Raw genomic sequence first — 21298 nt, 5'->3', positions numbered from 1 at the left:
GTCGCCCCGGACTCGATCCGGGGCACCGCTCTTTGATTACCGCATAGAAAAAGCGTGATCCCGCGACGACAGGGGATGATCACTCCCCCGGCGCCGCATCTTCCTCGTATTTGACCTGCAGATAGCGCCGCTTGGTCTCCAGCGCGTCGAGATCGCCCTGCGCCAGCCGCTCGCTGATCTCGCCCAGCTCTCGTTCGATCACGCCGAGCCCTTCGATGAGTTGCTGGTCCGGGGTCATCCCGTTGCGCGGCGTGCTGCGCATCGCCGGGGGCACACGTGCGTAATCCTCCACGAAGCCCGGCAGTTGCTCGCCGACCAGCCGCCGCAGCTCGGCGGTCAGCGGGCTGTCCTCGTCGAGTGTTGCGACCTGCACGCCCAGCGTGTCGAGCCGCACGTCGAGCTGGTCGAGCACCCCCGCCGCCGGCGCGGGCAGCGCCGCGCGTCGCGCGTCAAGCCAGCGCGCCGCCTGCGCGGGCACCGCCTTCACTTCCGACTTAACGATCCGCTCGGGGGTTGGCACCGGGGTGGCGGGCGCGAACAGCACCAGCAGCGTCAGCGCCGCGATCAGCGCCGCCACCGCGACCATCCCGAACGCGCCGAGCCCCATCAGCATCGCAACGGTCAGGACCAGCCCCGCGCCGATCGCCACCACCGCCGCGCGCTTGCGCCGCCCGCCGCGCCCGCGCCGCGGGCGGCGCTGGAGCGGGATCACCGCGCCGCCGCGCCGCCGCTCGCGCGCAACCTGCGCGACCGCGATCGCGTCGTCGACGTCTGTCACAGCGACTCCAGCTTGAACTGCTCGGCCCCGCCCGCGACGCGGTTCTGCGTCGCGCCCTCGGCGCGCGCGATATAGCCGCGCGACTTCTCGACCTCGTTGCCGAGCGTGTCGACCGTCACCTTCATCGTGTCGAGCGCCTTCAGCTTGAACGTGTCGATCGCATCCATCGTGTCATAGATGTTCTGGAACGCGCGTTGCAGCGTCTCCATCGGGATCGTCGACGCCGCCGCCTGCTCATGGATGCGTGCAGTGTTCTGGCGCAGCAGGTTACCGGTCGAATCGATCAGTCCGGCCGTGGTGGTGTTGAGCTGCGTGATCTGCTCCAGCACCAGTTTCTGGTTGGTCAGCGCCTGCGCGACCGTCACCGCGGTGCGCAGCGCCGCGACCGTCGTGGTGCTCGCGCGATCGACGCCCTTGATCAGCTCGACATTGTTCTTCTTGACCAGATCGAGCGCCAGATAGCCCTGCACCGTCACCGCCATCTGCGTCAGCAGGTCCTGCGTGCGCTGCCGCGCGTAGAACAAGGCGCTCTCGCGGATCGCCTTGGCCTTGGCCGGATCGATATGGTCCAGCTCGTTGGCCTTGTCCTCCAGCCGCGCGTCCATCGTGCGCGACAGATGGATCATCTGCTCCAGCCGCCCCATCGCCGACCACAGGTTGGCGCGCTCGGTATCGATCGCGGCATTGTCCATCAGCAGCTCGTCCTTGCCGCTGCCCAGGCTCTTCAGGATCGAGGCGATATGCGTCTGCGACGATTTGTAGCCGTCGAAATAGTTGCGGACCTTGTTGCCGAACGGAATCACCCCGAACAACTTTTGCGGCGTGGTCAGCTTGCCGCGCTTGCCGGGATCGAGGTCCTCGACGACCCGGCGCAGCTCGGCGAGGTCCTTGCCGACCCCGGCCTCCTGATCCATCGCCCGCACCGGACGGTCGAGGAAGCGGTTCGACTGGCCGGCGGCGTCGCGAATCTCCTTCTGCCCCATCGCGGTGATCGCATCGACGCGCTTGCCGAATTCGGGCGAGTTGACGTCCTCGTTGACGAGTTGCTCGACGAACGCGTCGACGCGTCGCTCCAGCTCGCTGCGCTTGGTGTCGTCGACCGGCACCAGCCCGGCGGCCTTTTCGGCGCGGACCTCGGGCACCGGATCGGGCGGGGTGAGCACCAAAGTCGGCTCGGTCGCGTCGTTCGGAGCGGTCGCCATCGTCACGTCATCCTTCTTTCTCGGCACAGCCTTTGTCCCGCGTTCCGGGCGTTTGCACAACCGTGTTATAGATATAACACGCTGACCGGCGTCACAAGTGCATGCGGCAAGCCTGCTGCCGATATATTAGCCTTGACAACTAATAAACAGATGAATATATGAGCATTCGTTCATACATGAGGTGCCATGACACCGGATGAAAGTGCGCAACTGTCGGAGCTGTTCCGGCTGCTCGGAGAACCGAACCGCCTGCGGCTGGTCGCTGCCTGTCTCGACGGGCCGCGCTCGGTGGGCGAGCTGACCGAAGAACTCGGTGTCAGTCAGAGCCTCGTGTCGCAGCATCTACGGCTGCTGCGCGCGGGGCGGCTGCTCAGTCAGAGCCGGCAGGGGCGGAACGTGTTCTACGCGATCCCCGACTGCCACGTCCGCGTCATGCTGACCAACATGATGGACCACGTTCTGGAACCCGAAGACCACAATCACGAGGATTAGGATCATGACCGTCAACGTCGAAATGGTGAAGTGCGGCTGCGCCGATTGCGTGTGCATCGTCACCCCCGGCAAGGCCGTCGAGGCCGAGGGCCGCAGCTTCTGCAGCGATTCCTGCGCCCAGCATCACGCCGATGGCGATGGCTGCGAGCACGCCGGCTGCGCCTGCCACGGCTGATCGCGCGGCGTTTGCTTGCGTGAAGCGGGCCGGTCACTCCTTCGGGGTGGCCGGCCCGTCCGCGTTCTGCGCCAAGGCTGGTCATCGCGGGAACTTTCCGCTATGCGGCGCGGCGAAACTGCCTGCGGACAAGCGGGCCACCCTCAGGAACCCGTATGAACCTGCGCAATATCGCCATCATCGCGCACGTCGATCATGGCAAAACCACTCTCGTCGATCAGCTTTTCCGCCAGTCGGGCACGTTCCGCGACAACCAGCGCGTCGAGGAACGCGCGATGGACTCGAACGACCTCGAAAAGGAGCGCGGGATCACCATTCTCGCCAAGCCGACCTCGATCGAGTGGGAAGGCACGCGCATCAACATCGTCGATACGCCGGGCCACGCCGACTTCGGCGGCGAGGTGGAGCGGATCCTCTCGATGGTCGACGGCGTGATCCTGCTGGTCGACGCCGCCGAGGGCGCGATGCCGCAGACCAAGTTCGTCACCGGCAAGGCGCTGGCGCTGGGGCTGCGCCCGATCGTCGTCGTCAACAAGGTCGACCGGTCGGACGCGCGCATCCAGGAAGTGCTCGACGAGGTGTTCGACCTGTTCGTCGCGCTTGAGGCGTCCGACGAGCAGCTCGACTTCCCGGTCCTCTACGCCTCGGGCCGCAACGGCTATGCCTCGACCGACATGGACCGTCGCGAGGGCACGCTGACCCCGCTGTTCCAGAAGATCGTCGATCACGTCCCGCCGCCCGCGCTGGACCAGGACGCGCCGTTCAGCTTCCTCGTCACGCTGCTCGACCGCGACAACTTCCTCGGCCGTATCCTTACCGGCCGCGTCCAGTCGGGCGTCGTGAAGCTCAACCAGCCGATCCACGCGCTCGATAACCAGGGCAATGTGATCGAAACCGGCCGCGCGTCGAAGCTGATGAGCTTCCGCGGGCTGGAGCGTGTCCCGGTCGAAGAGGCACGTGCGGGCGACATCATCTCGCTCGCCGGTCTCGCGGTCGCGACCGTCGCCAACACGATTTGCGACACCACCGTCAGCGTGCCGATCCAGGCGCAGCCGATCGATCCGCCGACGCTGTCGATGCGCTTCGCGGTCAACGACTCGCCGATGGCGGGGCGCGAGGGCAGCAAGGTCACCAGCCGCATGATCCGCGATCGCCTGATGCGCGAAGCCGAGACCAACGTCGCGATCAAGGTGACCGAGGCCGCCGACCGCGACAGCTTCGAGGTGGCGGGCCGCGGCGAGCTTCAGCTCGGCGTGCTGATCGAGACGATGCGCCGCGAAGGCTTCGAGCTGGGGATCAGCCGTCCGCGCGTGCTGTTCGGCGAGGACGAGGACGGCAAGAAGACCGAGCCGTACGAAACCGTCATCATCGACGTCGATGAGGAGCATTCGGGTACGGTCGTCGAGAAGATGAACCTCCGCAAGGCCGAGATGACCGACATGCGCCCGTCGACCGGCGGCAAGACGCGCATCACCTTCTCCGCGCCGTCGCGCGGGATGATCGGCTATCACGGCGAGTTCCTGTCGGACACGCGCGGCACCGGGATCATGAACCGGCTGTTCGAGAAGTACGGCCCGCACAAGGGCAATATCGAGGGCCGCAAGAACGGCGTCCTCATCTCGAACGGCGCGGGCGAGGCGCAGGGCTATGCGCTCGGTCCGCTCGAGGATCGCGGCATCCTGTTCGTCGGCCACGGCGAGGCGCTCTACGAGGGCATGATCATCGGCGAGAACGCCAAGACGGATGACCTCGAGGTCAACCCGATGAAGGCGAAGCAGCTGACCAACTTCCGCGCGTCGGGCGGCAAGGACGATGCGATTCGCCTGACCCCGCCGAAGAAGATGACGCTGGAACAGGCGATTGCGTATATCGACGACGACGAGATGGTCGAGGTGACCCCCAAGACGATCCGGCTGCGCAAGCGCTACCTCGATCCGAACGAGCGCAAGCGCGCCAGCCGCGCCAAGGCGGCGTAAGGCGAGGCGGCAAGCGGGCAGCAAGCTGCCCGCGAGCGAAAGCCTCGCCCGGCCGGCGGCGCTACAGCGCCGTCCGACGACACGGGCTTCGCCCGTGGCGGGCTAGGAAAGAGAAAGACGGCCACCGCCCACCCGGCGGTGGCCGTTCTCATAACCGCGCCCGCACCCGCGCCACCACCCTGCGGACCTCCGCTCACCAGCACCGGATTTTCCTCGGCGATTGGATGATGGCTCCGCGTCGCCACCACCATCTCGCTGGCGCGCGACAGCTTCATCAGCCGGGCCTGCGCCGCCGGCCATTCGCCCTCGTATTTCGCCGGAACACCCATCCCGCCGGCAAGCCCGTGGCGGACCACGACCAGCGGCCGATCGCCCAGCAAGCCGGGAACAGCCTCCGGTCGATTGACTGCGGGGGTCCGCTCCCAGCGATCGATCGGATCGCGCGCCTGTCCCGGCATCGCGCGCGACCAGACCGCGTCGAACTGCCCGCGCAGATCGGGCGGCAGCGCCTCAACCCACGACGGCACCGCAAAGGGCAGGATCAGCCGAACGATGCCGAGCCGCCAGCCGGCCTGCCACAGCGGGTCGGTCAAGCGCAGCATGGGAAATTCGTCCGGACTGCCACGGAACCACAGCGACGGTTCCGACCCGTCGACCATCACCATGCCCACCACCCGCTGCGGCGCACGACGGAAGAAGGCGAGCGCGATGACGTTGCCGCCCGATTCCGGCACCAGCACGAGCGGCCCGTCGACGCCACCGCGCGCCAGCAAGCGCTCGAGATCGTCGACCTGCCCGCGCAATCCCATGGGCCGCGGTGCGGGATCGCTCCACCCCAGCCCGGCGCGGTCGTAGCTGCACACGCGCGTATCGGCAGCGATCCGGCGCTGCGCGGCGTGCATCGTCACCGATGGCGTACCGTCGCCGGACAGCAGCAGCACGGTCGGTGTGCCGCGACCGACGCACCACAAGTGGAGGCGGTGATCGCCGACCGCGATCAGCCGACCGGGCGCGGGATGGCGCACCGCGTCGATCCGTTCGGCGCGGCGCTCATAGATCACGCCCGTCAGCAGCAGCGCTGTCACGCCGCAGGTGATCCACAAAGCCTTGCGCACTCACGTCCCCCAACGCTGCCGAGGCGTCGGCATCCGATCGCGACATGGCACGATCGCGGCCACTTCAAGACCAAGGCGCGAACTCTTCACCTCCACCGTCGCCCCTGCGCAGGCAGGAGCCCATGCCTGTCTCGTGCGTCAGTGCGGCCGACACACAGATGCCGCGCCTGTGTCACCCGACCCGCATGACGCGACAGTCATAGCCCCCTGCCTGCGCAGGGGCGACGACGCATGAGGCTTGTGGATCGCATGGCAAACGACGAACCAGCCCGACCTGTCCTACGCCGACCACCGCATGATACCGGTCGAACGATGCCAGATGGTCCACCCGCCACGTCCTCATCGCCCCGCTGCGACCCACGAAAGCACCCCGCCAGCGTCTCAACATTCGCAACATTCGCGCCGGCAACCCACTGGACTGGCAACATATCGTCACCGACCATCCATGCTTGCGCCGCGCCACCCAGATAGGACTACGGCTCTCTCTTCCCGCGGAGCTCCCGATGCGTATCGCCACCGCCACGACCCTGCTCGCCATCATGCTCACCGCCGCGACCGGCGCGGCGGCACAGCCCGCGTACCCGGTGATCCCGGAACCGATGATTTTCGACATGATGCGCCCGCTCGGCGCGCAGAAAGGCGAGATGGAGGTCAATGCGCTGGCGATGACCACCTCGCCGTTCCGCCCGCGCGCCGCCGAATGGGCGCCCGAGGTCGAATATGCCTTCGCCGACGGCAAGGCGATTGAGTTCGAGCTGCCGTTCAACGGTGCGAAGCTGGAGGCGTTCAAGCTCGGGCTGCAGGCGGCGTTCGGCGCGTCGGCGGACGGGCGCAGCGCGCATGGCGTGCAATATCTCGGCATCTACGACCGCGAGACCGGGCGCTACAGCAATTCCCTTCTCTATATGGCAGGGCACCGCTTCGATGCGCGGTGGAGCATGATGAACATGGTCGGCGTCGACGATATCGCGCTCCAGCGCCGTAACGGGCGCAACGCGCTGCTGCTCAATCATGCCACCTTCTACGACGTCGCCGCGGGGACGATCGCGGGGGTCGAACTGAACGTCGCGGGCGGGCGCGAGCGGCTGGTGCGGGTCGCGCCACAGTTGCACCAGCGATTGGCCGCCAAGGTCAATGTGCAGGCGGCGGCGGGGGTCGAGAAGCATCGCCATCACCGCGCGCGCCCGACGCTCGGCGTGCGGCTGGTGCGCGAACTCTGACGCCGGTAGAAACGCCGCCATGCCGATCGATCTCATCTGCCTCGATGCCGACGACACGCTGTGGCACAATATGCGCTTCTTCGCCGCGGCGGAGCAGGCGTTCGCCGAATTGGTCGCGCCCTATGCCGATAATGCGGCGGCGCGCGCGCGGATGCAGGCGATCGAGATCCGCAACCTGCGGCACTATGGCTATGGCGCGAAGAGCTTCACGCTATCGATGATCGAGACCGCGCTTGAACTGGCGGGTGACGAATTGCCCGCGGCGAGCGTGCGGCGCATCCTCGCGATCGGGCGCGAATTGCTCGCGCATCCGGTCGAGTTACTCGACGGGATCGGCGAGACGCTGGAGCGGCTGGCGGGGCTGGGGCGGCTGGTGCTGGTAACCAAGGGCGATCTGCTCCACCAGGAGGTGAAGCTCGCCGCCTCGGGGCTCGGGCAATTGTTCACCGGGGTCGAGATCGTCAGCGACAAGCGCGCGGAAACGTTCGTGCGCGTCTTCCACCGCTATGGCTGCGCCCCCGACCATGCGGTGATGGCGGGCGACTCGATGCGCTCGGACGTCCTGCCCGCACTGGAGGCGGGGGCACGGGGCGCGTTTATTCCACAGCCTCTGGCATGGGCGCACGAGGTGGCGACCGCTCCGGTCGATCACCCGCGCTTCCGGCAACTGGCACGGCTGGCGGACCTGCCTGACTGGATCGAGGAGATCGGGTGAGCCTGCCGCTCCGTCATCCCCGCGCCGGCGGGGATCCAGACAAGCTGACGTTTCGGCTCTTACGAAGACCTGCGCTTCTGGATTTCCGCCTGCGCGGGAATGACGGAGGGCGGGGAGGCCGGTGCCTCCCCAATACAGGATCAGTCGAACTTGCCGCTCAGCGAGACGCCGACGATCCGCGGCTCGTTGAACACTGCGGCGTTGTAGTTCTCGATCACGCCCTTCAGGTTCTTCTCGTTGGTGATGTTGCGCGCGAACGCTGCGATCTCATAGCGCCCGTCGGCAGTGGTGAAACCGGCCTTGAGCCCCAGTTCGAGGTTGTCGTTCGCAAAGAACTCGCGGGTCTTGTACAGGACGAAGTTGGTATAGCCCTGCATGTTGACGTCGCTCGCCACGAAGAAGTTGCCGCGGTCCGACAGCGGAATGTCGTAGCGGACCGCCGCATCGACCTGCCACCGCGGCGCGTTCGGCAGCGGATTGCCGTCAATCCGCGCCAGCGTCGCGGGCTGGCCGAAGATCGTCGCGGGGACGGTCTGGTTCAGCACCGTGCACGTCACGCTCGGGCCGAACTGACACACTTGCGCAAAGACGTTCTTGTCCTTGATCTCGGTATGGATCGCACTGCCGCCGAGCGAGAAGGTGATGTTGCGGATCGGCCGCCAGTCCATTTCGGCCTCGACGCCGTACGCATTGGCGTGGTCGGCGTTGAACAACGTGCCGTTGCCGTTCGCGTCATTGCCGTTCAGCTGGATGTCGTTGACGCGGTAGGTGAAGGCGGTGGCGTTGAGGCGCAACTTCGAGGTCGGCTGCGTCTTGACCCCCGCCTCGTACGACATGATCGTCTCGCTGTCGGCGGTCGAGAATGGCGTGTTGAACACCGCCGAACGCCCCTGGATCGTCGGCCCGCGGAAGCCGCGCGCGACACGGGCATAGATGCTCGCGGTCGGGTCGATCTCGTACAGCGCCGACAGATCCCAGCTCGGCTCCTTGCCGGTCAGTTTCACCTGCGTCGGTGCGTTCGGGTTCAGGCGCTTGAACTCGTCGGATGTGCCTGCAGCGTTCCGCCCGGCGCGCACCAGCTGCGTTTCCTTGTCGTCCTCGGTATAGCGTGCGCCGGCGGTCAGCGTCAGCCGCTCGGCAAGGCGATAGCTCACCTGTCCGAACACCGCCCAGCTGGTGTTGACGTTGCGCAGCCGCACCCAGTTGTTGACGTTGCGCTGTGCATCACCCGGCAGCAGGAAATAGCCGCGCTGGTAGAATTCGGTGACGTCGCGGCTGTCGAAATAGAAGCCGCCGAACTGCCACTTGAACGCGCCGTCGCCGTTGCTCGCCAGCCGCACTTCCTGCGTCCACTGATCGAGGTCGCGGATGCGGCCCAGGCTCTCGCCATAGCCGCTGCCGCCGAAGTTGGTCGCCGCGCCGCCGTCGGTATCGCCGCGGCTGTAGCCCGAGGTGGTCTCATAGGCGGTGATCGAGGTCAGCGTTGCCCCGCCGAAATCCCACGCCGCGTTCACCGACCCGCCATAGGTCTTGTACGCCTGCGGGTTGTTCGCGCCCTCGTCGAGCGCGACGCGGTCGCGCGGTTCGAGGTTGATGTTGTTCTGTCCCTTGATCAGCGCGCCGCGGTGGAAGACCGTCGACGTGCCCTCATAGGAGCGGACGTGGCCCGACAGGTTGATGGACAGCGTCTCGGTCGGGGTCAGCAGCACCTGCAAGCGTGCGTCCCGCTCGTCAAAGCCGCCCATCGCGTCGCGACCCGGACGCGTCCCGTCGCGGCTGACGCCGGTGTAGTCGTTATCGACCCAGTCGTCGCGGTGCTGGTACAGACCCGACAGCCGCACCGCGATCTTGTCCTGCACGAGCGGCCCGCCAACGCCGGCGTCGAAGGTGACGGTGTTGTACGAGCCATAGGAGGCGTTGAAGCGGCTCGACCAGGTCTGGCCGGGGCGGATCGTGTCGAACTTGATGATGCCCGCGGTCGTATTGCGCCCGAACAGCGAACCCTGCGGCCCGCGCAGCACCTCGACATTGGCGACATCATAAACCGGGTTCGACTTGAGCACGACATGCTCGAGGACCACATCGTCCTGGATGATCGATACCGGCTGCGACGCACCGAGATAAAAATCGATGTTGCCGAGCCCGCGGATGTAGAAGCGCGGAAAGATGCGGCCGGTCGTCGTCTCGGCGTACAGGCCCGGCACGCGGCCGGCGAGCGCCAGCGCGTCCTCGCCACCCGCCTGGAAGGTGCGCAGGTCGTCGCCGTTGACGACCGCGACCGACACCGGCACGCGGCGCAGGTTCTCGGTGCGGCGCTCGGCCGTCACCACAACCTCGCGCAGCCCGGTGTCATCCGCGTCCGGGGCCACGTCGGCCACGGCAGGCGCGGTGCTGCCGGTCTGCGCGGCGGCGGGGAGGGCGGACAGGGCAACGCCGGCGGCAAGGCCGGCGAGCAGGATCGATTTCGACGAACGACGCATGAGAACCCCTTGTGAAACGACAGGAAGCTCGCCTCGCCGGCACGCCGGCTGCTGCGGCACTTGTTCCGGTGAGGCGCTCGTCTTCCCGTCGCGGCGGCTAGGCGGGGAATGTGTCGAGATCATGAAACATTACGGAATCTTTCCGCCCTTTGCCCGCTGTGCGTCCGATCGGCGGCGGGGAGCGGGAAGCGTCAGGCCATCGCCATGATCGCATCCCATTCGGCGATGCTGACCGGACTGACCGACAGCCGCGACTGCCGGAGCATCGCCAGTGCTTGCAATGCCGGTGCCGCCTTGATCGCCGCCAGCGTGACCGGGGTGTTCAAGGGCGTGCGCGCGGCGATCGCCACCGACACCCACGGCGGGGGCCCATCCGGCTGCGCGGCACGGGTCACCTCGGCGATACCGACCGCGGTCTTTTGCGCGCCGCTGTGATAGATCAGCACCTGATCGCCCACCGCCATGGCGCGCAGATGTGCGGCCGCGGCATGGTTGCGCACGCCGGTCCATTCGGTCGCACGCTCGCGAACCAGATCAACCCAGCCGTAGCTGCCGGGCTCGGTCTTCAGCAGCCAATATGCCACGGGTGTTCCTCGATTAAACCGCGCATGAACGCGCCATTCCGCGCCGGTTCAGCCGTCGCGGCGCATAGCGGTGGCACAGGCTCGCACAGAGATGCGTTCAGTCAACAGGCGAGCGAGTGCAGGAGGTCCGGTTTATGTCTGCGTTGAAGAAGACCGTTTTGGCCACCGGCCTGATGGCGACAGCCCTGGCCAGTGCCGCGCCCGCCGAGGCGCAACGTTACTGGCGGCACCGCGACCGGGGCGGCGACACCGCGGCCGGCGCACTGATCGGTGGCGTGATCGGGCTGGGGCTCGGCGCGGCGATCGCGTCGAGCAACCGCGATCGATACTACGACCGCCGCTATGACGATCGCGGCTATTATTACGACGATCGTTCCTACTATGCGCCGCCGCCGCGCGTGTACTACCGCGAGCGTTATTACGCGCCACCGCCCCCGCGCGTCTATTACGAGCCGCGCGACTATTATCGCGGCTATGACGCGCCCGGCTATTACGGCTGGTAAAGCACCTTCGCGGCGCGGGGACACGATCCCAGCGCCGCTTTTTTTGTGGCCGCGCGCGTCGCTTTGCGGCAAGGGCGCGGCATGAGCGATACTCCTCCCGACCATCTGTCGATCGATCCGTCGAGCCCGTTCTTCGACCAGGACGCCCTGCAACGCGGCGTTGGCATCCGCTTCAAGGGCGTCGAGCGCCGCGATGTCGAGGAATATAGCATGTCCGAGGGCTGGGTGCGCGTCGCGCTCGGCAAGAAGGTCGATCGTCACGGGCGTCCGCTGACGATCAAGCTGACCGGCCCGGTCGAGGCGTATTTCGAGAATGCCGTCGCGGGTGACGACGACGACGCGGATCAGCAAGAGGCGTAAGATCTTCCGACCTTCTACCGTCATCCCCGCCTACGCGGGGATAACTCAACAGAGCAAGTTCACGCCGTCTCCATCGCCTCGCTGGCGGTCATCCACCGCGCTTCCGCCGCTTCGATGCGGTCGTTGAGGTCGGCGCGGCGCTTCATCAACTCGGTCATCGTCAGCTTGGCGAGCTTCGGCTCCGCGGTCGAGGGATCGAACATCGCGCGATCCACCAAGGCGCGCTCGGCGGTCAGTTTCGCGAGTTCCGCCTCCGCGTCGCGCGCTTCCTTCTTCAGCGCCTTGTCCGCCTCGCGCGCGGCGGCCGCCGCCTTGCGGTCCTGCTTGGTGCCCTTCGGCTTGTCCGCGCCCTTGCCGTCGCCGGCGAGGACGAAGGCGATATAATCGTCGAGGCTGCCGTCGAATTCCTTCGCCGTGCCATTGTCGACCAGCACCAGCCGGTCGGCGCTCAGTTCGACCATGTGCCGGTCGTGGCTGACCAGCAGCACTGCGCCGGTATAGGCGTTGAGCGCCTGCACCAGCGCCTCGCGCGCATCGACGTCGAGGTGGTTGGTCGGTTCGTCGAGGATCAGCAGGTGCGGCGCCTCGCGCGTAACCAGCGCCAGCGCCAGCCGCGCGCGCTCGCCGCCCGACATGCTGCCGACGCGCGCGGTCGCGCGCTCACCGGAGAAACCGAACCGCCCGAGCTGCCCGCGCACCGCCGCCGGTGTCGCGCCCGGCATCACCCGCGTCATATGCGCAAGCGGGGTGTCGTCGGCTTCCAGTTCCTCGACCTGATATTGGGTGAAATAACCGACCTTCATCTTGCCGGTCGCGTTCATCTCGCCCGCCAGCGGCGTCAATTGCGCGGCGAGCAGCCGCGCCAGCGTCGTCTTGCCGTTACCGTTACGACCGAGCAACGCGATGCGATCCTCGGGGTCCATCCGCAGGTTGAGCCGCGACAGGATCGGCGTGTCGCCATAGCCGACGGCGGCGTGATCGAGCGTGATGAGCGGCGGCCGCAGCTCGGTCGGGTTCGGGAAGTCGAAGCTGAGCGTCGGGTCGTTCACCGCCTCGGCGATCGGCTGCATCTTCGCGAGCATCTTGGCGCGGCTCTGCGCCTGCTTCGCGGTCGAGGCGCGCGCCGAGTTGCGCGCGACATAATCCTGCAGCTTGGCGCGTTGCGCATCCTGGTTGGCCTTGGCCGCCGCCAACTGCGCGAGCCGCTCGGCGCGCTGCCGCTCGAACGCGTCGTAGCCGCCGGGGTAGAGCGTCGTCTTCCCGCCCTGCAGATGCAGGATGTGATCGACGACGTTGTTGAGGAAGTCGCGCTCGTGGCTCACCACGACGATCGTCGCGCGATAGCTCTTGAGGAAGTCCTCCAGCCACATCACCGCCTCGAGATCGAGGTGGTTGCTGGGCTCGTCGAGCAGCAGCAGGTCGGGCTGCGAGAACAGCAGGGCGGCGAGCGCGACACGCATCTTCCAGCCACCCGAGAAGCTGTCGAGCGGACGGTTCTGCGCCTCCTCGTCGAAGCCCAGCCCGACGAGAATGCGGGCGGCACGCGACGGCGCCGCATAAGCGTCGATCGCGATCAGCCGGTCATGGACCTCGCCGAGCCGGTCCATGCAGCCGGTCCCGTCGAACGCTTCGGCTTCCTCGAGCAGCGCGGCGCGTTCGGTATCGGCGGCGAGTACCGTCTCCAGCGGGGTGGCGTCACCGGCGGGTGCTTCCTGCGCAATGTAACCGATCCGCGCGCCGCGCGGCATATCGGCCGAGCCTTCATCGGGTTCGAGCAGGCCGGCGATCACGCGCACCATCGTCGACTTTCCCGCGCCGTTGCGCCCGATCAGCCCGACGCGGCTGCCGGGGGGAAGGGCGGCACTGGCGCGATCGAGGATCGTGCGCCCGCCGAGCCGCACGGTGATGCCGTTGAGAGAAAGCATGCGCGCGCCTGTAGCGGATCGCGCGGGAAGGGGGAAGGGCGGCGGCAATCATACGGTCGGCCGCGAAAGACGCCCGCGGTCGGCGGAGCGAAACGCCGGCCGGGGTTAGCCGGCACCCTCCTCCACGGCAGGGATCGCCACCCCGCGCTGCTCGCTCAGGATCGTCCATCCGGTCAGGAACAGCGCTGCCACCACCGGACCGACGACGATCCCGCTCAAGCCCAGCACGTCGATACCGCCAAGCGTCGTCACCAATACCAGCCAGTCGGGCAATCCGGTGTCGCGACCGACCAGAATGGGGCGCAGCACGTTGTCGGCCAACCCGATCACGAACACGCCGGAGACGATCACCACCACCGCCTGCCAGATCGCACCGGTCGCGAGCAGATAGATGGCGACCGGCCCCCAGATTATCGCCGGCCCAACCGCGGGCAGCAGCGCGGCGATCGCCATCAGCACGCCCCACAGCAATGCCGCGGGGAGGCCGACGATCCAGAAGGTGATCGCGCCCAGCGCTCCCTGCACCAGCGCCACCACGCCCGACCCCTTGATCGTCGCGCGCACCACCGCAACGAACTTCTCCGCGAGCCGCTCGGCCACCGACCGTTCCAGCGGCAATGCGCGCACGATCGCCGGGCCGATCCGCTCACCGTCGCGCAACAGGAAGAAGGTGACGTACAGCCCGACGCCGAACGCCAGCAGAAATGCCGCGGCGTTGGCGCCGATCGACAAGGCCTGCCGGGTGAGGACACTCGCGCTGTTGCTCAGCGTCGCGGTGACTCGCGCCTGCGCGCGTTCGAGGCTGTTCAACCCGGCGCTGTCGAGCAACTGCTGCAAGCGCGACGGCAGCGCATCATGCACCTGCTTGAAGTACATCGCAAAGTCGATCTGACCATTGCGCATCTGCTCGTACACGCCTGCGGCCTGGTCGACGATCATGCTGCCGAGGATCAGCGCCGGGATCACGACCGCGAAGGTGATGACCAAGAGCGTCAGCGCCGCCGCCATGTTGCGCCGCGCTGGCCAGTGCCGAGCAACGCGTTGGAAGATCGGCTGGAACAGCAAGGCAGCCAGCGCCGCCCAGAGCAAGGCGCCGAGAAATCCCGAGACGACCAGCAGCAACCCGACTGACATCAGCAGCAGGAAGAGGATCAGCCCGCCATTTGCGACGCGCTGTCGATCAATCGTCATCTACGAAGCCCCCGGAGCCGTCATGTCGTTACACCGGGGAAACGCTATCGATCTGGATTAGGTCCGACCGTTTTCATGTCGCCAGCGAGCGCGATCAGTCCTGATCGAACCGCTTCCCGACATGCGCTTCGCCGCGCGCCGCCGCCAACCGCTCCTGGCGGTGGCGTTCGGCATAGCCGGTGCGTTCTTCGTCGCTCCGTTCACCGACGCACGCGGGGCAGCTCACCCCCTCGACATAGGCCGACGAGGTGCGATCCGTGGCGCTGACCGGCATCCGGCACGCAAAGCAAAGAACATGCGTACCGGGCGCGAGCCCGTGCCCGACTGCGACCCGCTGATCGAACACGAAACACTCACCTTGCCACGCGCTCGCGGCCGCCGGCACCTCTTCAAGATAGCGCAGGATGCCGCCGTCGAGATGATGCACCTGCTTAATGCCCTCCGCCTTCAGAAAGGCGGTCGACTTCTCGCAGCGGATGCCGCCGGTGCAGAACATTGCCACCCGCTTCTTGCCCGCCAGCAACGTCTCGCGCCGGGTACGGAACCAGTCGGGGAAGTCAGCGAAACCGGCGGTTTCGGGATCGACCGCGCCGGCGAACGTGCCGACCGCGACCTCATAATCGTTGCGGGTGTCGATCACCAACGTTTCGGGATCGGCGATCAGCGCGTTCCACTCGGCCGGGGCGACATAGGTGCCGGCGTCGGTCAACGGATCGACCGTCACGCCCATCGTCACGATCTCGCGCTTCACCTTCACCTTGAGCCGGTGAAACGGCATCGCCGCTGCCCAGCTATGCTTGAGCGACAGCTCGGCGCAGCCGGGCAGCGCGCGAATGTGCGCGATCACCGCATCGAGCGCAGCGGGCGTACCCGCGATCGTGCCGTTGATCCCTTCGCCCGCGAGCAACAACGTACCCTTGATCCCCGCCGCCCGCGCCGCGGCGAGCAGCGGTTCGCGCAGCGCGTGCGGATCGTCGAAGCGGGCGAAACGATAGAGTGCCGATACCCTGGTGTTTCCGGGCGTGATCAATGGACGAAGCGCGCCACCACGTCGCGGTAGCTGCGGCTCACCTTCACGTTCGCGCCCGAATCGAGCACGAGGAAGCATTCACCGTTGGTGTGCGGCTTGACCTGCTTGACGAGATCGAGGTTGACGATCGTCGAGCGGTGGATGCGCTGGAACCGCCGGGGATCGAGCCGCTTCTCGAGATCCTTCATCGTCTCGCGCAGGATCAGGTTCCGGTCGCCGGTGTAGATCACCATATAATCGCCGGCGGCGTCGATGCGCTCGATCGTATCGACGTCGACGCGGAAGATCTGGCCCTGATCCTTGATATTGATCATTTTCTCGAAGCGGCTGGCGTTCACCGCGTCGCCGCCGTCGGCCATCTCCGCCGCCGCTTCGGGCGCATGCTCGGCGAGCGCCTCCTTGAGCTTCTCGGCCTCGCCCGCGCTCTGCCGCTCGGAGAGCCGCTGGCGGACGCGGTCGAGCGTGTCGGCCAGCCGCGATTCCTCCACCGGCTTCATCAGATAATCGGTCGCCTGCGCCTCGAACGCACGGATCGCATGATCGGAATAGGCGGTGACGAAGACGAAGAGCGGCGGCTCGACATCCATCAGCCCTTGCACGACCGAAAAGCCGTCGAACCCGGGCATCTGGATGTCGAGGAAGACGAGGTCGGGCTTGTGGGTCTTGATCGCGCTGATCGCCTCGCGGCCGTTCTGGCACTTGGCGATAATTTCAACGTCGTCGTGCGCCTGTAGCCGCAGTTCGAGCCCCTGGATCGCAAGCGGCTCGTCGTCGACGAGGATGGTACGAATGGTCATCACACCTCTCTGTTCGGTACTTCGAGCTGGTACGGGATCTCGATCTCGACCCCGAACCCGCCCGTCGGCATGGCCCGCACATCGAAGCGGTGGTCCGGCCCGTAAGCCTGCGCCAGCCGCTCCCTGATATTGGCGATGCCCACGCCGGTTGAAAGGCTTGGCCGCGATTTCGTCGGCATCAAACCCGGACCGGTATCGGATACGCCGAGCAGCACCCTGTCGCCGACGAGCCGAATGGCGACGCAGATCTCCGCGCCATCCTCCTGCGGCGTCACGGCATATTTGATCGCGTTTTCGACCAGCGGCTGGAGCAGCAGCGAGGGCAGGCGGGCCTTTTCCGACGCCGGGTCGATGTCGAATTTCGGACGCAGCCGGTCCTCGAACCGCATCTTTTCGATTTCGAGATACAATTTCAGTGTCTCAACCTCCTGCGCGACCGTGACATGCGCGGTCGGTTCGTTGGCGAGCGTGTAGCGCAGGAACGACGAGAGCCGGCTCAGCATCGCGTTTGCACGCTCGGTCTGCTTCAGCAGTACCAGTGTCGAAATCGAGTTGAGCGTGTTGAACAGGAAATGCGGGTTGAGTTGGTAGCGTAGCATCGCAAGCTGCGCCGACGAGGCCTGATTTTCCAGATGCTCCATCTGGTCGATCTGATCCTCGAGGATGAGGTAGAAGTTGATCCCGAAGTACAGCGCTGACCAGCCGGCGAGCGTGGTGAAGCTAAGGAACAGCGCGGCAAGCAGCAGGGTGAGGTCGACGCCGGGCGCGGCAAGCCGGATCAGGCTGAACGAGAAGGCGTAGAGCGTCGCATAGAGGAACGTCGCCGCCGCGAGCGTGAAGATCGACAGCAGGATGCCGGTGACCCGCGGCAGCTGTCGATAATGGCCGTACAGCACCGACAGCAGCAAGGTGATGCAATAGCCGATGATCGACTCGATCAGCACCGAGCCGATCACCTGCAGAGAGGCATTGCTGCTCAGCGACGAGACGAGCCGCAGCACCAGATAGCCGGTCCAGCCGACCGCCTGGAGCTTCCAGAACGCCGAGGCCTTGTTCTCGAAGAACGGTCGGACAAACAGCGGGCGCTCCGGCGTGCCGGCATGAGCGGACGGGGCAGGAGCAGCGGAGACGGAAGTCGCGGAAGTCGCCATTCCGTCCTCTCTACACCCACCGGCTGCCGCGCGCAAAAAGAAGGGCCGCCGTGCCCGAAGGAACGGCGGCCCGCTGTGGGTCGGCGATGGGCGATCAGAAGCTGAAGCGCGCGCCGATCCGTACCGAGTAGAGCGACTGACGCGACGAGATCACGTTCTGCTGATCCGGCGCGACGCGGGGTGCGGTGTAGCGATATTGCGCGCACGCCTGCGATGAATTCGCTGTGGTCTGAGCGCTGCTCGGGTTTGTGCCGGTCGCAACGGCGGTCTGCAAGCACTGCACCTGAATCGCCGCGGTGGTGTACGGGAACGAATATTCGCGGATCTGACCCCAGTTCTTGTTGATCAGATTGCCGACATTCTCGACATCCGCGAACAGGGTGACGCGGCTGCCACCGAGCCCGGTAGGAATTTCCTGCGAGATGTGCAGGTCGATCTTTGTAAACCATGGCGAGTTGAAGGCGTTGCGCGGCGCGATCTTGCCGCGGAACTTGGATAGGCCACTCGAATTGATCAACGCGTCGAGATTGGCGGCTGTTTGCGCGGCGGTCTGCGTTACGATGCCGTTCACGACCGTGTTGCCGTAGCTGACCAGCGGATCGGTCGGCGAAACCGGCACATACATAAGGTAGCGCTGCTGTGTGCCGACGTTGCCGAAGATCGGGCTGCGGTTCGACGACGTGTCCTGCATCGTGTAGCTAAACGGCTTGCCGATGCGCGTCTCTCCGAACAGCGCGATATTGGTCTTATAGTCGCCGAAGAAGGCGTGATCGAATGTGACACCATATTTGATCAGGTGACGGACCTGATCGTTCGAAATGCCGTACGCCGCGCCCGAGCCGTCGAAGAACGCGCCATTGGCATAGTTCGAGCCTGCCGTCGACGAGGTGGCCGGCGTCTTGTCCTTCACGTCCTGATAGGCGTAGCTCGCCGAGAAGCTGAGCCCCACGTCGAATGACTTGTCGAACCGCGCGACACCGATCAGCGACCGGCCGCGGCTCGTGTTATTCAGGACGATGTCCTGGAAGCGATCGGCGAAGCTCGTAATGGCCTGATAGCGCGGGCGACCATCGGGCGTGGTCAGCCCGCTGGCGACGACGCGATAGTCTGCGAAATAGACCTGATCGCGCACGTCCGACCACAGGAAGTCCGCACCGAGATGCCATCCGCCCCCCAGGAAGCCGCCGAAGTCGGTGTCGTAATCGGCCGACAGCGTTCCGCGCCATTGTGACGGCAGGCGGAAGTTGCGGTCGAGCGCGTTGGTCGGCGCGTTGGTGGTGTTGGTGGGGCTGGTCACCAGATCGTTGGCCGCAGTGGGTATGGTCGTCCCGTTGACGTTGCTCAGCACCTGCGCCCCAGTGCCCACCGAATAGCTGCCGTTGTTCGACTGGGTGACGTCGATGCTGTTGGTCAGGAAGCCGGTATTGGAGAAGCTGTTCGAAACATAGACGTCCGGCGAGCCACCCGAGAAGATGCCGATCCCGCCGCGGAAGGTCAGCTGCGATGTCGGCTTGAAGTCGAAGCCGATGCGCGGCTGGAACACCCCACGACCCGAGATGTAGGTCTGGTTGGTGAAGCCATAACGGCTGACGAAATTCTGGTTGAGCGCCGGACGGCTGTGACCGCCGTACATGTCGTAGCGGGCGCCATAGGACAACGTCAGCAGGTCACTGATCCGCCAATTGTCCTGAATACCGAACGCATACGATTGATACTGGAACCGCGCTGCACCGCCGATCGGATCAAGCTTCGGAACGGCGTTTTGATAGCGGAGGCGCTGCGCGTTGCCGGCAGCGAAGTCGGCGATGGAATCGAAATAATAATCGCCGGCGCTGCGCTGCACGAACAGGTTGACGATCTTCGTATCCGACATTTCGCCAAAGATACGAAGGTCATGATCGTCGCGGGTCAGGCGTGCCTGAACGGTGCCGCCCCAGGTGCGGCTGGTCAGCTCGTTCGACTGGCGCGAGATATCCGGACCGAAAGAGACCGTGCCCGAGCCATTGGCGCAGTTGGTCGAAAGATCAATGCCGGTCGCGGCGCTGCCCACGCCGGCGAAGCCAGCACGGTCGGATTGCGCCGCGGTGCAGACCTGGAACTGCGCGAAGCCACGTCCCAGGATCGGATCCTGACCCCGCTTGTAGTCCTTGTAGAAGCCGCGGACTTCGGTGGAGAATTCGTCCGACCAGTCGGAGTTCAGCTGGACAACGCCGGCATGCAGGCGGTTGGAGCCGACGTAGCCGTTCGAGGCGAGGCCGAGCCCTGGCGCGTTCGCGGTGCCCGACGCCGGTCCAACCTGAGTGTTCTGGTTAAACCGGATCGCGTCCTTGGTGTACATGTACGTCACCGAGGCGCGCTGGGTGTCCGAGAGGTTCGCGTCGAGCTTTGCGACGAGGCGATCGTCACGATCGTCCGAATTGTTGAGCACGCCGCCGGTGTCGTAGCCGTAGCGGCTCTTCGCGATCTCCCGGATCTGCGCGACCGCGGCATCGGTGATGTTAGGAATGATGGTGCCGGCGTTGTTACCGGGTGTGCCTTCGGTGATCGGCGTGCCGGCGCGGATGCGCTCGCCCGCGACCATGAAGAACAGCTTGTCCTTGATAATTGGGCCCGACAGCTCGGCGCCATAATTCTCGTATTTAAAATCGGGTACGGTCACCCGGCCGGTCGGCACGCCCGGTCCGGCCTTGGTGCGCTTGCCAGTCAATTCATCGGCCGAATAGGCATAGAAGCCGGTACCGTGGAACTCGTTGGTGCCAGATTTCAGGATCGCGTTGATCGCGCCGCCCTGGAAATTGCCTTCGCGGACGTCATAGGGTGCGACCTTGGTCTGGAACTGACCGATCGCGTCGAAAGGCACCGGCGAGCGGCGCGTGGGCAGGCCATCGGGGTTGAGGCCGAAATTATCGGTGACCGGCACGCCGTCTACCGAGAAACGGTTGAAGCGCGCATTCTGGCCGGCGAAGCTCACCGCGCGGCCATTGCCCTCCGAATAGTCGAGCCGCGCGAAGGGATCGCGGCGCATGAGGTCGCGTACGTCGCGGTTGACCGAAGCGACGCTGGCGATCTGCGCGGCCGAGAGGACGGTTGCTGGACCTTGGCTCAGGTTGCGAGCGTTCGGCAGGCGCGACGCGGTCACGACGATGTCCCCGCCGCCCGCGCTCTCCGCCGTCAATTCAATCGGCAGCTCGAAACTCTGCGCGACAATCGTCTGAATATCGGTGACTTGCGTCGAGGCGTAGCCAGTCGCGGTGACCGTAACGGTGTACGGACCGCCGACGCGCAAACCCGTGGCGTTGAAGCTGCCGCTGGCATCGGTCGTGACCGTGGTCGTGGCACCGGTCGGGACGTTGAGGATCGCCACCGTCGCGCCAGCCACCGGCGCACCATTGGCGGTGACCGTGCCGCGGATCGATGAAGTGGTTTCTTGCGCCATCGCAGCGACCGGCATAACCAGCGCGACCGCGGCCACGCCTACGAACAGATTGTTCCGCATCGGAAAATTTCCCCTTTTCGCCGCAGCGCGACCCGCGACGGCTTCGTCGTTGGGGCGCCGATGGCCGCACTATGTGAAGGTTGCGTGACAGTTGCGAGTCGATTGCTG

Annotated in this window: 18 protein-coding genes; 7 read left to right on the top strand and 11 right to left on the bottom strand. The window is 66.0% G+C overall.

Annotation, left to right across the window (positions count from 1 at the left end):
* Positions 1-79 precede the first annotated feature (79 nt).
* Positions 80-778, bottom strand: a complete 699-nt coding sequence (locus tag FHS97_RS02530) for a hypothetical protein (RefSeq protein WP_184032910.1) — start codon at positions 776-778, stop codon at positions 80-82.
* Entirely contained in the window at positions 775-1980 is a 1206-nt protein-coding gene (locus FHS97_RS02525) for a toxic anion resistance protein (protein WP_184032909.1), read from the bottom strand. The genes FHS97_RS02530 and FHS97_RS02525 overlap by 4 nt, the downstream gene beginning before the upstream one ends.
* 186 nt (positions 1981-2166) lie before the next feature.
* Between FHS97_RS02525 and FHS97_RS02520 the strand changes: the two genes are divergently transcribed.
* The 3 genes from FHS97_RS02520 (at position 2167) to typA (ending at position 4623) form a co-directional block, all read left to right on the top strand.
* Positions 2167-2472, top strand: a complete 306-nt coding sequence (locus FHS97_RS02520) for an ArsR/SmtB family transcription factor (protein ID WP_184032907.1) — start codon at positions 2167-2169, stop codon at positions 2470-2472.
* Positions 2473-2476: 4 nt separating this feature from the next.
* On the top strand, positions 2477-2647 hold the full coding sequence (locus FHS97_RS02515; RefSeq protein WP_184032905.1) for a metallothionein: 171 nt from the start codon (positions 2477-2479) through the stop codon (positions 2645-2647).
* A gap of 155 nt (positions 2648-2802) precedes the next feature.
* Positions 2803-4623 carry a translational GTPase TypA gene (gene typA / locus FHS97_RS02510; RefSeq protein WP_184032903.1) on the top strand — a complete coding sequence of 607 codons (1821 nt, stop codon included), beginning with the start codon at positions 2803-2805 and terminating at the stop codon, positions 4621-4623.
* Here the strand turns inward: typA and FHS97_RS02505 are convergent.
* On the bottom strand, positions 4572-5708 hold the full coding sequence (locus tag FHS97_RS02505; RefSeq protein WP_184032902.1) for an alpha/beta fold hydrolase: 1137 nt from the start codon (positions 5706-5708) through the stop codon (positions 4572-4574). The genes typA and FHS97_RS02505 overlap by 52 nt on opposite strands.
* A gap of 533 nt (positions 5709-6241) precedes the next feature.
* Here FHS97_RS02505 and FHS97_RS02500 point away from each other — a divergent pair.
* Positions 6242-6958, top strand: a complete 717-nt coding sequence (locus FHS97_RS02500; RefSeq protein ID WP_246346373.1) for a hypothetical protein — start codon at positions 6242-6244, stop codon at positions 6956-6958.
* A gap of 19 nt (positions 6959-6977) precedes the next feature.
* Positions 6978-7673, top strand: a complete 696-nt coding sequence (locus tag FHS97_RS02495; protein WP_184032901.1) for an HAD family hydrolase — start codon at positions 6978-6980, stop codon at positions 7671-7673.
* A gap of 140 nt (positions 7674-7813) precedes the next feature.
* On the opposite strand, the gene FHS97_RS02490 is transcribed toward FHS97_RS02495, so the two are convergent.
* Both FHS97_RS02490 and FHS97_RS02485 read right to left on the bottom strand, forming a co-directional pair.
* The gene (locus tag FHS97_RS02490) at positions 7814-10153 is read right to left on the bottom strand and encodes a TonB-dependent receptor (RefSeq protein WP_184032900.1); all 2340 of its coding nucleotides are present in this window, start codon (positions 10151-10153) and stop codon (positions 7814-7816) included.
* Positions 10154-10344: 191 nt separating this feature from the next.
* Positions 10345-10737, bottom strand: coding sequence for an EVE domain-containing protein (locus FHS97_RS02485; RefSeq protein ID WP_184032898.1), 393 nt, complete (start codon positions 10735-10737; stop codon positions 10345-10347).
* A gap of 173 nt (positions 10738-10910) precedes the next feature.
* Here FHS97_RS02485 and FHS97_RS02480 point away from each other — a divergent pair, with 173 nt between their 5' ends.
* A complete protein-coding gene (locus FHS97_RS02480) occupies positions 10911-11240 on the top strand; it encodes a hypothetical protein (RefSeq protein WP_246346372.1) in 330 nt (109 codons plus the stop codon).
* 81 nt (positions 11241-11321) lie between these two features.
* A complete protein-coding gene (locus tag FHS97_RS02475) occupies positions 11322-11600 on the top strand; it encodes a DUF3297 family protein (RefSeq protein ID WP_184032894.1) in 279 nt (92 codons plus the stop codon).
* A gap of 59 nt (positions 11601-11659) precedes the next feature.
* Here FHS97_RS02475 and FHS97_RS02470 read toward each other — a convergent pair whose 3' ends face one another.
* The 6 genes from FHS97_RS02470 to FHS97_RS02445 form a co-directional block, all read right to left on the bottom strand.
* On the bottom strand, positions 11660-13525 hold the full coding sequence (locus tag FHS97_RS02470) for an ABC-F family ATP-binding cassette domain-containing protein (protein WP_184032892.1): 1866 nt from the start codon (positions 13523-13525) through the stop codon (positions 11660-11662).
* Positions 13526-13630: 105 nt separating this feature from the next.
* Positions 13631-14716, bottom strand: coding sequence for an AI-2E family transporter (locus FHS97_RS02465; RefSeq protein WP_184032890.1), 1086 nt, complete (start codon positions 14714-14716; stop codon positions 13631-13633).
* Between the two features lie 94 nt (positions 14717-14810).
* The gene (trhO, locus tag FHS97_RS02460; RefSeq protein WP_246346371.1) at positions 14811-15746 is read right to left on the bottom strand and encodes an oxygen-dependent tRNA uridine(34) hydroxylase TrhO; all 936 of its coding nucleotides are present in this window, start codon (positions 15744-15746) and stop codon (positions 14811-14813) included.
* The gene (locus FHS97_RS02455; RefSeq protein WP_159759347.1) at positions 15743-16543 is read right to left on the bottom strand and encodes a LytR/AlgR family response regulator transcription factor; all 801 of its coding nucleotides are present in this window, start codon (positions 16541-16543) and stop codon (positions 15743-15745) included. The genes trhO and FHS97_RS02455 overlap by 4 nt, the downstream gene beginning before the upstream one ends.
* Complete coding sequence (locus tag FHS97_RS02450; RefSeq protein ID WP_184032887.1) at positions 16543-17694, bottom strand: sensor histidine kinase; 1152 nt, start codon at positions 17692-17694, stop codon at positions 16543-16545. The genes FHS97_RS02455 and FHS97_RS02450 overlap by 1 nt, the downstream gene beginning before the upstream one ends.
* Before the next feature lie 94 nt (positions 17695-17788).
* Complete coding sequence (locus tag FHS97_RS02445; protein WP_184032886.1) at positions 17789-21190, bottom strand: TonB-dependent receptor; 3402 nt, start codon at positions 21188-21190, stop codon at positions 17789-17791.
* Between the last annotated feature and the right edge of the window lie 108 nt (positions 21191-21298).

It is taken from the genome of Sphingomonas endophytica, from assembly GCF_014199415.1.
GTDB lineage: Bacteria > Pseudomonadota > Alphaproteobacteria > Sphingomonadales > Sphingomonadaceae > Sphingomonas > Sphingomonas endophytica.
This window is presented reverse-complemented; position numbering and strand designations above follow the sequence as displayed.